General features: G+C 70.5%; 11 protein-coding genes and 1 pseudogene. 8 read left to right on the top strand and 4 right to left on the bottom strand.

Going from position 1 to position 12,133, the window contains the following annotated elements; translation table 11 throughout:
- Nucleotides 1-183: 183 nt before the first annotated feature.
- From ACTHL4_RS06795 to ACTHL4_RS06780, 4 genes and pseudogenes are all read left to right on the top strand, one after another.
- On the top strand, nucleotides 184-1,605 hold the full coding sequence (locus ACTHL4_RS06795; RefSeq protein ID WP_440281985.1) for an amidase: 1,422 nt from the start codon (nucleotides 184-186) through the stop codon (nucleotides 1,603-1,605).
- Between the two features lie 28 nt (nucleotides 1,606-1,633).
- Nucleotides 1,634-1,708, top strand: a pseudogene (locus tag ACTHL4_RS06790) (hypothetical protein); the annotation flags it as partial.
- Between the two features lie 14 nt (nucleotides 1,709-1,722).
- Nucleotides 1,723-1,848, top strand: a complete 126-nt coding sequence (locus ACTHL4_RS06785; RefSeq protein ID WP_440281984.1) for a hypothetical protein — start codon at nucleotides 1,723-1,725, stop codon at nucleotides 1,846-1,848.
- Nucleotides 1,849-2,015: 167 nt separating this feature from the next.
- Entirely contained in the window at nucleotides 2,016-3,338 is a 1,323-nt protein-coding gene (locus ACTHL4_RS06780; RefSeq protein WP_440281983.1) for a DUF222 domain-containing protein, read from the top strand.
- A gap of 18 nt (nucleotides 3,339-3,356) precedes the next feature.
- Here ACTHL4_RS06780 and ACTHL4_RS06775 read toward each other — a convergent pair whose 3' ends face one another.
- Entirely contained in the window at nucleotides 3,357-4,949 is a 1,593-nt protein-coding gene (locus ACTHL4_RS06775; RefSeq protein ID WP_440281982.1) for an amidohydrolase, read from the bottom strand.
- Nucleotides 4,950-5,048: 99 nt separating this feature from the next.
- Between ACTHL4_RS06775 and ACTHL4_RS06770 the strand changes: the two genes are divergently transcribed.
- The 4 genes from ACTHL4_RS06770 to ACTHL4_RS06755 all read left to right on the top strand — a co-directional run bounded on the left by ACTHL4_RS06770 (nucleotide 5,049) and on the right by ACTHL4_RS06755 (nucleotide 9,386).
- Complete coding sequence (locus ACTHL4_RS06770; protein ID WP_440281981.1) at nucleotides 5,049-6,512, top strand: sunset domain-containing protein; 1,464 nt, start codon at nucleotides 5,049-5,051, stop codon at nucleotides 6,510-6,512.
- Nucleotides 6,513-6,589: 77 nt separating this feature from the next.
- Nucleotides 6,590-7,402 (top strand): CPBP family intramembrane glutamic endopeptidase, encoded by an 813-nt coding sequence (locus ACTHL4_RS06765; RefSeq protein WP_440281980.1) that lies wholly within the window; start codon nucleotides 6,590-6,592, stop codon nucleotides 7,400-7,402.
- Nucleotides 7,399-8,058, top strand: coding sequence for an ABC transporter ATP-binding protein (locus tag ACTHL4_RS06760; RefSeq protein WP_440281979.1), 660 nt, complete (start codon nucleotides 7,399-7,401; stop codon nucleotides 8,056-8,058). The genes ACTHL4_RS06765 and ACTHL4_RS06760 overlap by 4 nt, the downstream gene beginning before the upstream one ends.
- Nucleotides 8,058-9,386 carry a hypothetical protein gene (locus ACTHL4_RS06755; RefSeq protein ID WP_440281978.1) on the top strand — a complete coding sequence of 443 codons (1,329 nt, stop codon included), beginning with the start codon at nucleotides 8,058-8,060 and terminating at the stop codon, nucleotides 9,384-9,386. Before ACTHL4_RS06760 ends, ACTHL4_RS06755 begins: the two co-directional genes overlap by 1 nt.
- Nucleotides 9,387-9,394: 8 nt before the next feature.
- On the opposite strand, the gene ACTHL4_RS06750 is transcribed toward ACTHL4_RS06755, so the two are convergent.
- The 3 genes from ACTHL4_RS06750 to ACTHL4_RS06740 form a co-directional block, all read right to left on the bottom strand.
- Nucleotides 9,395-10,006, bottom strand: a complete 612-nt coding sequence (locus ACTHL4_RS06750) for a flavodoxin family protein (protein WP_440281977.1) — start codon at nucleotides 10,004-10,006, stop codon at nucleotides 9,395-9,397.
- Nucleotides 10,007-10,086: 80 nt separating this feature from the next.
- A complete protein-coding gene (locus ACTHL4_RS06745) occupies nucleotides 10,087-10,683 on the bottom strand; it encodes a nitroreductase family protein (protein ID WP_440281976.1) in 597 nt (198 codons plus the stop codon).
- A gap of 4 nt (nucleotides 10,684-10,687) precedes the next feature.
- Nucleotides 10,688-11,860, bottom strand: a complete 1,173-nt coding sequence (locus ACTHL4_RS06740; protein ID WP_440281975.1) for an anhydro-N-acetylmuramic acid kinase — start codon at nucleotides 11,858-11,860, stop codon at nucleotides 10,688-10,690.
- Nucleotides 11,861-12,133 lie beyond the last annotated feature (273 nt).

The following is a 12,133-nucleotide window of genomic DNA, read 5'->3' as shown; positions in this document are numbered from 1 at the left end:
CACCTCGAGGCCAGGTGACCGGGAGGACACCCTCCCAGTACCCGGTCGGGTCACCAGTTATCACTTGTGATGACCCCTGGTGCGGCTGCGGATCCGGTGAGCCAGCGCCGAGCCGGGTCCGCAGCTTGCACCCTCTTTCCACGAAGCGCTACTCGCAAGTTGACCGGTGAGTAAGTTAACCGGATGACCGATCTGCAGCCCGCGACCAGAGTCCACGCCTTCATCGACGACGCGCTGGGCGACCTCGACGCCACCGGCGTGGCCCAGCGCATCCGCAACCGCGAGATCAGCGCCGCCGAGGCGGTCGAGGCCGCCATCGAGCGCAGCCACCGGGTCGAGGGCGCCCTGCACGCGCTTCGGCACCCCGACTTCGACCGTGCGCGACAACGCGCACAGAACCCGGGCACCGCCGAATTCGCTGGCGTACCAGCGGCATTCAAGGACAACATCAAGGTCGGCGGTATGCCGATGACCGAGGGATCGGCCGCCATACCGCCCACGGCGCAGCCGAAGGACGGCCGCATCGCCGCGCAGTTCCGGCAGACCGGCATCATCCCGATCGGCACCACGAGCATGCCGGAATTCGGCTGGACGGCGACCACCGAGACGCTCACCGGCCGGACGCACAACCCGTGGCACCTGGACCACTCCAGCGGCGGCAGCTCCGGTGGGTCGGCGGCCTGGGTCGCTTCCGGCGTGGTGCCGATCGCGCACGGCAACGACGGCGGTGGCTCGATCAGGATCCCGGCCGCCGTCTGCGGACTCGTGGGGCTGAAGCCCACGCGGGGCCGGCTGCGGGTGACCGACGGCGGGGAGGTCATGCCCGTCCGGATCGTCACCGACTCCGTGCTCGCCCGTTCCGTGCGGGACGTCGCCAACTTCTATCTCGCCGCACAGCGCGTCCACCGCAACCGGCTGCTGCCGCCCATCGAGGGCGTCGACCGGCCCGTCGACCGGCCGCTGCGCATCGGGCTGCTGCTCGACTCGCCGGTCGCGCCGGCCACCGACGCCGCCACCCGCACCTCCGTCGAAGCGCTCGCGAGGTTGCTGGAGACGCTGGGCCACCGGGTCGAGCCGTACGACCTGCCGGTGCCCGGGTTCTTCAAGGACGACTTCGTGGACTACTGGCGATTCCTCGCGATGGCGGCGGTGTCCGGCGGCCAGCGGATGTTCGGCCCCGGCTTCGACCGCGACAAGCTCGAGCCGCTGACGCTGGGCCTCGCCGAGCAGGGCAGGCGCCGGCTGTGGAAGGCCCCGGTCTTCATCAGCCGGTTGCTGGCATCGTCGGTCGCCTCCCGGGTCGCCTTCGCCAAGGGTCCGGACGTCGTACTCAGTCCGGTGCTCACGCACACCACTCCCAAGCTCGGTCATCTCGGCGCGGAGCTGCCCGCGGAGGAGCACTTCCGCCGGCTGGTCGACTACACCGGCTTCACGCCGCTGCACAACGCGACCGGCGGCCCGGCGATCTCCGTCCCGTCCGGGCTCACCGACGCCGGCCTGCCGATCGGCGCGATGCTGTCGTCCCACCACGGCACCGAGTCAATGCTGCTGCGGCTGGCGCTGCAGATCGAGCAGGCGCAGCCGTGGGCGAGGATCCAGGACTGACGGCCGCTCAGCCTGCAAAGACGGTTGGCTGCGCTCGGGAGGGATTGTCGAGCACAACGAAGCGCCGCATGCCGGCGCTCAACGGGAGTTGTTGGAGGAGACCGGTTTGGATTCTTCGTGCCGGCTGAAGCCGAGCGGCGGCTCGCGTCATACGACCTGGGGCGCTTCGTGGCCGCCGTGTCGGTACGGGTGCCTGGCACGACCGCGTACCTGGTCGGTGGCTGGGCGTTGGCGTCTGACTGAACAGACGCCGGAGGGGAGTCGGCGTAACGGATCGGAAGAAAGCGACTCTGTGTCCACATCCCTGTCCTGCTGACTGTGCACAACGATCGCGGAAATAGGGGGATGTGGATAACGTTCGTTGCCGAAACCCGTTGTGGTTGATGGTAATTCGTGAAATACTCGAACACATGAGCGATAGTCTTGTGGATGTGATCGAGAACCTCGGAGACGTTCTCGATGCCACTGTGCTGCGCGCGTTCCATGACCGATTGGACGAGAAGATCGACACCAATGACCTGCTGGCGGAGTTGCGGGCATGTGAGGAGTTGAAGAACGCCCTGGCCGCCCGGCAGGCGCGCCTTGCGGTGGCGGTGCACGAGAAACAACAGGCGCGTGACGTTCCCCGCGGCATCAAGGCGGCGGACACCGCCAGGAAGGTCGGCTCCGACGTCGCCCTCGCGCGCCGGTGTGCCCCACAGGCGGGTTCGCGGCTACTGGGGCTGGCACATGCCGTCACCGAAGAGATGCCGCACACGCGTGACGCGCTGGCAGCCGGCGTCATCTCCGAGTGGGATGCCACGGCTCTGTGCCGCGAGACCGCGTGCCTCAGCCGGGAAGACCGTGGTGCGGTGGACGCTGCGATCGCCGGCCAGTTGGGCTCCGTGAGTCACCAGCGTTTGGAGTCCTCGGCTCGGGAGCACGCCTACCGGCTGGACCCCGAGGCCGTCACCGCACGCCGCGCGCGAGCCGAGTCCGAGCGTCGGGTCACCCTGCGGCCGGCACCGGACTGTATGACGCGGCTGACCGCGCTGCTGCCGGTCAAGGACGGCGTGGCTTGCTATGCCGCGCTGTCCGCAGTCGCGAATGCCACTGCAACACCAGAGCACCCGCGTGGTCAGGTCATGGCCGACACGCTCGTCGAACGTGTCACCGGCCGCTCTCCGGCAGACGGCGCTCATGTCGAGGTCAACCTCGTGATGCCGCTCGACAGCCTGACCGGCGATGTCCCGGCATACATCCCGGATTACGGCCCGATCCCGGCGGACCTGGCCCGGGAGTGGGTCATCGATCCGCAGCAGGACGTGCGGGTGCGGCGCCTGTTCAGTTTCCCCGGCTCCGGTGACCTTGTCGGGATGGAGCGCCGCGGCCGCACCTACACCGGTCTCCTGGCGAAGTTCATCAAACTGCGCGATCAGACCTGCCGCACCCCGTTCTGTTCGGCGCCGATCCGACACATCGATCACATCAAAGCGCACGCCGAAGGCGGCGAAACGTCCGAGCGCAACGGCGAAGGGTTCTGCGAGCGGTGTAACTATGTCAAGGAGCACCCGGATCATCATGTGAGCGGTGATGCCACGCAGACCACCGTCGCGACGGGCGGCCTCCTGGCAACGAGTCACCCGCCAAGTCCACCCGGTTTGCCGCCGCCGACCCGATCACACATCGAACGCACCCTCATCGACATCACGTGGGCCCATTGGACCCGAGCACCCGGAGTCGGAAACGACTGAATCAGTCGCGGGCGCGAATCAGTCCCGCTGCCAGCGGGTCTCACCGCCGACGATCGTCTGCAGCACCTGCGTGTCGCGGATGCGCAGCGGCTCGTCGGCCAGGATCGCCGGGTCGGTGATGTCGGTGTCGACGGCGATGAAGTCGGCCAGCATGCCGGCGGCCAACGTGCCGCGGTGATCCGCGGCACCGGTGAGTTTCGCCGGGCCGGTCGTGTAGCCGGCGATGGCCTCGGCCACCGTCACGCGCTCAGCGGGCTGGAAGCCGCCATCGGGCGTGCTGTCGCCGCGCTGCCGCGTCACCGCCGCGTGGATGCCGTGGAACGGGTTGGCCTCCTCCACCGGAGCATCGGACCCGAACGCCAGATCCGCACCGGAGTCCAGCACGCTGCGCCATCCGTAGGCGACCAGGTCGTGCTCGGGCAGCAGTGCGCGCACTAGGTCGATGTCGCTCGTGCAGTGCGTCGGCTGCATGGATGCCGTGACGTCCCACGTGCGCAGTCGCGCGACGTCGCCGGGCTGCAGGAACTGCGTGTGCTCGATGCTCAACGGCAAGGTGCTGCCGGTCTCGCGGCGGATCTGCTCGAAGACGTCCAGCACGACGTGGTTGGCCTGGTCACCGATCGCGTGCACGGCGACGGCGATCCCGGCGGTGACGGCGGCGTGCGCGGCGGCATACAGCTGCTGGTGGGTCATCACCTCCATACCGCGGTTGCTCGGGTCGTCCGCGAAGCCACGGCTCATGTGGCAGGTGCGGGAGCCCAGCGCACCGTCGCTGAACAGTTTGACCGGCCCCACCCGGAACCAGTCGTCGCCGTCACCGGTGCGCCGCCCCTCCGCGATCGCCGACTGCAGGGCCTCCATCGGCACCGCCTTGACCACGCGGATCGCCAGTTCGCCGGCGTCCTTGATCGCCAGGTATGCCGCCCGCGCCTCCTCGCCGTTGAGATCGGTGACAGCCGTCAGGCCCACCGACAGCAGGTGGGTCTGCGCGGCCAGCAGCAACTGCCGCAGGTCCCCGGCGTCCGGGCCGGCCGCGATCTCGCCGATCGGGTCCTGCGCGGCCTCGCGCAGGATGCCGGTCGGATTGCCGTCGGCGTCGCGGACCGCCATACCGCCGGGCGGGTCCGGCCATCGCGCGTCGATGCCGGCACGGCGCAGCGCCTCCGAATTGGCCCACATGGTGTGCCCGTCGATGGTCGACAGCGCGATCGGGTGGTCGCCGCTGACAGTGTCAAGATCGGCAGCCGTCGGCTGCACCGGACGCTCCCACTTGTTGCTGTCCCACCGGCCGCCGAAGATCCAGCTGCCCGGCGGCAGCAGCTCGGCGTGCTCGCGCACCCGCTCGAGCGCGTCCTGCAGCGACCGCGCGCCACGCAGGTCCACCGCCACCAGCGACCGCGCAATGCCCGCGGTGTGGATGTGGGCGTCGTGCATGCCCGGCAACACCAACGCTCCCGGCAGGTCCACGACGGTGGCCGACGGATGTATGGCGGTCAGCTCTGCGGCGTCGCCGACTGCGGTGATCCGGTCGTCCTCGACCAGGATCCCGGACACGAAGGGCTGGCTGGCGTTTCCGGTGAAAACGCGCGGGTGACGGAAGAGTGTTGACACGGCCGCCAGCTTAAGGAGGGATAGAAAGGGAATGATGATCGGTGTCCGTGTCCGGACGCCGACATCCGTCGACGTTCTCCAGGAAAGGAGTCGGTCAAAATGGTGTGGGTTTGGATCATCATTGCGATCATCATCATCGCGCTCATCATCTGGTTCTTGATGCGTGCCAGGAGCGCGAGGAGCGCCGCCGGTCAGCCATCGGTCGGACGGCACGCGTCCGGTGAGGACCGGTCGGGCCCGCCGCCGGGAATGGCGTCGACGCCCCCGACACGCCCCGACCTGGACACCGAACCCCGCGACAGCTCCGCCGGCTCCGCCATGAGCGCCGAGACGGCACCGGCGGGCGGCGCCGATACCAACGAGTTCACCCGCGGCACCGAGCACACCACGACCAACTACGGCTCGGCCGCCGACCCGACACCCGACTCGGCGTCGGCCATGCCGGCCGGCGAGCCGGTCGAGGCCGGCGCCACCGATGCCGACGGTCCCAGCACCGCGGTCCCGGTCGTGGGGCAGGACCGGCACGGTCAGGACGACGGCTCGGCGCTGCCGGCCGACGGCTCCGACGAGTTCGACGACGTGCACGACGCGGTCGACACGGCGCACTCGCCGACCGCCGCACCGCAGGACGTCACCGACGCGCAACCGCCGTTGCCCACAGCCACCGATCCGCAGCGGGTCACCGCCGCGGTCGACGGCGCACCACGGCGCGGCGGCACCGACGAGGAGGTCGCCGCGCTGAACGACGACCCAGCACCTCGGGTGGGCGACGCACCCATCCAGAGCGCGGCCGCGACGGCACGGCACGACGACGTGGAGTTCCGGGGCACCGAGGTGCAGCACCCGTCCGAGGGCTCGATCGCGCCGGACGCCGCCGCATCCGGCGAGGCTCGCGAGCCGGTTGCCGAGCCGGCTGCCACACCGGCCGAACCCGTCGATGCACCGGTCGAACGCGACCCGATGACCGAGCGTTTCGGCGAGGGCGCCACATCGCCGCGCTCCGACGGTGCGGCGCCGGACGGCTTCACCATCAAGGGCAACGCCGACTCGATGCTGTTCCACACCCCGGACAGCCCGCGGTATGACGCCACGACTGCCGCCGTCTGGTTCGCCGACGAGATCGCCGCGACCTCCGCCGGTTTCGCGCACTGGGACCGGGAGAAGCGGGGCCAGGCGCCCGAGGAGCCCGCGGGCGGCACCTCCTACACCACGGGCACGAGCGACACCGGCGTGGCGGTGACCGGTCTGACCGGCACGTCGCAACCGGCGACGGAGCCGGAGGTGCCGGCCGCCGAGCCGGCCGTGCCGGTCGAGCCCACCGAGCCGGTCGAGCCCACCGAGCCCGACCCGATGCGTGAGCAGTTCGGCGAGGGCGCGGCCTCGCCGCGTGCGGACGGCAGCGCGCCCTCGGAGCGCCATACGATCAAGGGCAACGCCGACACGATGCTCTTCCACACCTCCGACAGCCCGCACTACGACCGCACCGAGGCGGAGGTGTGGTTCGCCGACGAGGAGTCCGCCAAGGCGGCCGGTTTCCAGCACTGGGACCATCGCAAGCGGTAGCAGCCAGTCACTCCTGACCACCCGACCCTGGGCGGCGCGACCTGCGCCGACCCAGGGTCGGGTGGTTATATGGCCGGGTGACGGGCCTGACGCGTGAACTCCGCACGCTGTGGCGTGGACCGCTCACCGTCCCCGACACCCGACTGCCGCCCCGCACTCTCGTCACCGAGACGGTGCTGGTCCTGCTGCTCAGCCTCGGCGCCTCGGCGATCTACTCGATCCTGTCGATCATCCGCGACCTGCAGTCGCACGTGGCGCTCAATCAGCAGACCTCGTCGCTGAACAGCTCGCAGGCCACCCAGTCGTGGCTCGACCTGACCTACCAACTGGTCGGCATCGCGCTCGGCGTCGTGCCGGCCCTGCTGGCGATCCACCTGCTCCGCCGGGAGATCCGCCGGCCCGCGGCATACCTCGGTGTCGACCGGACCCGGCCGGGCCGCGACCTGCTGTGGGGCGCCGGACTGGCGGCGCTGATCGGCATACCGGGCCTCGTGCTGTATGTCGTGGCGCGCGACCTCGGCTTCAACACCACCGTGGTGGCCGCCGACCTCGGCAGCCACTGGTGGGCGACGCCCGTGCTGCTGCTGTCGGCGCTGCAGAACGCGATCGTCGAAGAGACCGTGATGGTCGGCTACCTCTTCACCCGCTGGAGCCAGGCGCGGTGGCCGCTGCCGGTGGTGATCGTCTGCTCGGCGGTCATCCGCGGCAGCTACCACCTCTACCAGGGCTTCGGCGGCTTCGCCGGCAACATCGTGATGGGGCTGATCCTCGGCACCGTCTATCTACGCACCAGGAGAATTCTTCCGTTGATCCTCACCCACACGATCCTGGACTCGGTCGCGTTCGTCGGCTACGCCCTGCTGCACGACCACGTGGGGTGGTTGCAGTGACCGCCGCAGGCGCTCCCACCTTCGACCGCATCAAGGTCGACAAGGTCAGCTGTGTCCAAGGTGAAGTGACCATGCTGCCGCCCACCTCGCTGACCGTGAAGGCCGGCGAGAACATCGCCATCCTCGGCGAGAACGGCGCCGGGAAGACCACCTTCCTGCGGGTGCTGACCGGAAACCTGCAGCCCACCACCGGCACCGTCACTATGACCGGCCAGCCGATCGACGAACGCGACCCGGCGACCCGGCGGGTCATCGCGCCGCTCATCGGACCGGTCGCCGGCTACCGGGACCTGACCGTGGCCGACCACCTGATCCTCATCGACCAGACCTGGGGCGGTGACCGCGACGGCGCCGGCGAGCGCATCGCCGCCGTGCTCAACCGTCTCGACATACTGCGCTTCGGCAACCGCTTCCTGGCCGAACTCTCCTCGGGACAGCGGCAACTCGTCGAGCTGGCGATGGTGCTGCTGCGGCCGTCCGCGCTGCTGGTGCTCGACGAGCCCGAGCAGCGCCTCGACGAGGGCCGCCGGGCACTGCTCGGGGAGGTGCTGCGCGAGCGGGTCGCCGACGGCGGGTCCGTCGTGTGGGTCTGCCACGACAAGGAGCTGGCCACGTCGACCGCGACCCGGACCGTCCACTTCCCGCGGGGCGCCTGATGGCCACGGCCACCAAGGAGGAACGCGAACGACTCTCGGACGCCTACGAACTGCGCTACCGCGGCGAGGGCGGCCCGATGTCGTCCGCTCTCTTCGGCGCCTACCTGGCGGCGCTGGTCGGCACGGTCTACGGCTCGGTGCTGGCCCACTACGTCTTCCAGGAGTGGCCGCAGATCCTGCACTGGATCGAGCGGCAGCCGTTGGCCGCCACCGGCATCGCGGTCCTGGTCGTGCTGCTGGTCGCCGCGGTCGGGTTCAAGGTCGGCGCCGCGAGGGGGCCGGTGCTGCCCGAGCCCGGACACATCGAATTCGTCGTCGCCACGGACCTGCCGCGGCGGCTCACCCTGCGTGACGCCTGGCGCGGCAGCCAGCTGATGGTGCTCACCTCGTGCCTGTGCCTCGGCGTTGCGATCCCGATCGGCTACACCATGGCCGGCGGCTCGGCGGCGGCGCTCGCGGTCGGGGTGGTGCTCGGTCTGCTCGGCGGAGTCCTCATCGTGCAGTCGTGGCTGCGCGGCCAGGTGCGCGGTCACGCACCCCTGGGCGGTATGGCGAGCTGGCCGCTGGTCGAGGCCATCCCGGGCACGGACCTGTTGCGGCAGTCGCTGCTGTCCGAAGCGGTGACCTCCGCACTGATCGTGTCGGACACCCGGCGCGCCCGCGCGCAGGCGTTCTCACTGAAGCTGCGGCACAAGCCCGAGCGGATCCGGGTGGCCGGCCCGAACCTCACGGTCGTCCTGGCCGACGTGACCGGGTTGCTGCGCACGGGCTGGTCGTCAATGGGCTGGGTCGTGCTGGAGGTCGTCGCCGTCGCGCTGGCCGGTCTGCACGCCGTACAGCACGCCAACTCACCGCTGCTGCTGCCGATCCTGGTGGTGCTGGCACACATCGGCGCCTCCGGCCTGACCCGCGGGCTGCAGGGGCAGGCCGCGGCGGCCGGTGACCAGTCGCTGCTCGGGCTGACCTGGCCCCACGAATCGGTGCTGCACCTGGCGCCGTTGGCGCTGGGTCAGTTCGTCATCGCGACCGTCGTCGGACTGCTCACCGGGTCGGGCCCGGACGCGCCGGCATACGGTGCGGCGATCGCGCTGCTGGTCGCCGGCGGCCAGTTGCTCTATGCGCACAAGGGTCCGGCGCCGTCGATCTTCATGTCCGGCCCGGGCCGCGGCGGCGGCGTGCTGTGGGCGATGCACCCGGGCATCGTGGTGCTGGCCGGCGGCTTCGCGGCCACCTTGGGGTCCGGCACCGCGGTGCTGGCCGGCGCGATCGTGCTGGCGATCGGATATGCCCGCAGCTCAGCGGCTTTCGCGCCGGCCCGGATCGACTGAGCCGCCGGTCAGTTCGCCGGCGGGTAGGGCTGTGAGCTCAACAGCCCGGCCAGATGCCGGGCGTTCGCCGCGGCGACCTTGGTGGTCGACGCGGTTTTCTCGGGGGTCGACTCCAGGTCCTGGTAGTCGGTGCTCTGCATCGCCGCGCCGTTCCAGTAGGTGACGCCCTGCGCCGGCACGGTGAAGCCGACATCGCTGAGCGACTGGTAGAGGATGCCGGTGATGTGGTGGGCGCCGTCCTCGTTGCCGACGACGACGGCGACGGCGACCTTGCCGAACGTGCGCGGCCGGCCCTGCGGGTCGGTGTCGGACAGTTCGGCGTCCAGCCGTTCCAGCACCCGTTGACAGACGCTGCTGTGCTGGCCGAGCCACGTCGGGGTGGCCAGCACCAGGATGTCGGCGTCCAGCACCTTGGTCCGGATCGCCGGCCAGGCGTCACCGTCTCCCATGTCCGCTTCCACGCCGGGGTGCACGTCGTGGTCGACCACGCGCACCACCTCGCTGTCCACGTCGCCCATCGCCGCCAGCGCCTGGCGGGCGAGCAGCTCGCTGCTGGACTGTGTCGGTCCGGGCTTGAGCGTGCACACCAGTGCCACGGCGCGCAGTCTTCCGTTGGTCATCTGCTTCTCCTGAGGTGTCGGGTGGCGAATCACCGCCCGGTACCCCGGCCGCCGGTGGACGACACGCGCCGTCGCGGGCCTCAGGGGTCGGTGTGGGTCCGGCCGTCGGTGGCGATGTCATCCAGGTCGCGGCGCGCACGGGGCACGATGCCGCCGTCCGGCAACTGCACGGCGTATGGCGCGGGCGCCGCAGGCGACGGCACGCCGACCGCGGCCATGGTGGCGACCTGCCAGCCCGGGGCCACCCGGAGTGAGGTCTCGACGGCGTCGCGCTCGAAGCTGCGGAACTGCCGCAACGACAACCCCATCGCCTGGGCCTGCACGGTGAGGTGGGCGACCGCCTGACCGAGGTCATACATTGCGAACTCCGAGTATTCACAATCTGTTTCGTCGACCCAGCGATGACACAGATTGACCAGCAGCAGACTGGCCCCCGCCGCCCACCGCCGGGCGCCGCCGCGCAGGTGCGGCACCAGCAGCCGGTGCGTCTCGTCGCCGCGCCGGGCCGCCACGAAGGCCCACGGCTGCGAGTTGCCGGCCGACGGTGCCCAGCGCGCTGCCTCGAGCAGCGTGGCCACCTCGCTCGCGGTGACCACGTGGTCATCGCGGAAGTCCTGCGGACTCCACCGTTGCCGCAGGAGTGGGTGCAGCGGTCGGGGCGGGCCCTGCTCGGTCACCGGCTCAGTCCACCACGCGCAGGCTGCGCGGTGTGACACCCGGCTCAGGTAGCCGTAACGGCTTGTCGCCCGGGCTGATCCGGCCAAGCACCCGCGGAGTGGCGGCGCCGGTCAGCGCGCGCCCGTCCGGCCCGGTCAGCACGCCCGGGATGCCGTGCCAGGTCAGGTAGCCGATGAGCGCCATCAGATACCCCTCCTTGTCGTCGACCGGCAGCCCGAGTGCGTCGCTGGTCGTCAGCCGCGCCGGCGCCAGGTGTATGGCGAGCCGGTCCATCAGCACCGGGTTGCGCACGCCGCCGCCGGAGCCGTAGACGTCGGTCACGCCGTAGGGACGCAGTGCGTCCGCGACGGTGACCGCGGTCAGCTCGGTCAGTGTGGCGACGAGGTCGGCGAGTTCGACGTCGCATTCGTATGACGCCAGGTAGTCCGTCGTGAAGAGCTCTCGCCCGGTCGATTTCGGCGCCGGGAGCGCGTAATACGGCTCGGCCAGCAGGCGCTCCAGCAGCTGCGCGTCGATGGTTCCGGCAGCGGCCAGGCGCCCGTCGGCGTCATACCGCTGAGTGCCGGAGGTGGCGGCGGACACGGCCGCGTCGATCAGGCAGTTCGCCGGGCCGGTGTCGAAGGCGGCGACGCCGGACGGCGACGCCACGGAGACGTTGGCGATGCCGCCCAGGTTGAGCAGTGCGCCGGCCCGCGAAAGCCCGCGCAGGAGGAGCAGGTCGAGCGTGCCGGCCAGTGGCGCCCCCTGCCCACCGGCCGCGATGTCGCGGCTGCGGACGTCACTGACCACGGGCAGTCCGGTGCGCTCGACGATCGCGGCAGGCTGGCCGAGCTGGAGGCCGCCGTGCGCCGTCGTACCGTCCACCCAGTGATGGACGGTCTGGCCGTGGCTGACCACCAGATCGGCCGACCCGCCGGCGAAGTCGTCGATGGCGGACGCGACCGCCTCGGCGATCTCCCGGCCGGCGACGACGTCGAGGCGGCACACCTCCGCCGCGGTGGTGGTCGCCGGCGGCAGCAGCGCCAGCAGCGCCTCGCGGGTCGCGGGCGACCACGAGTGGGTGTGTGCCCCGAGCGGGCGCAGCAGCAGCCGGCCGTCGGCGGCGCCGTCCAGCTCGGCGACGGCGACGTCGATACCGTCGACCGACGTGCCCGAGATGCAGCCGACGACGATCACAAATCCTCCTGCGCGTGCAGCTGGTGTTCAGACAACTGGCATATAACTGGCAGCGAACGTGGAAATTCCGGTGTTGCGTGCCGGAAACCGCAGGAAAGCTGCACTATGTGTCACGCAAGACCTCGGTCAGGATATGTCAATCTTTTCCAACAGAACGCACGGTCCTGGCACCTAGTTTCCACACGATGGTTACAGTGACCGGCAGCAACATCAGCTGGTTCGAGGGCACGACTGACCGCAACAGGCACCTTGCGACGCCCCGCGCCGAAGGTC

The sequence above is a fragment of the Flexivirga sp. genome (assembly GCF_051955415.1).
Lineage (GTDB): Bacteria > Actinomycetota > Actinomycetes > Actinomycetales > Dermatophilaceae > Flexivirga.
The sequence above is the reverse complement of the archived record's forward strand: the minus strand, read 5'-3'. Positions and strand labels throughout refer to the sequence as shown.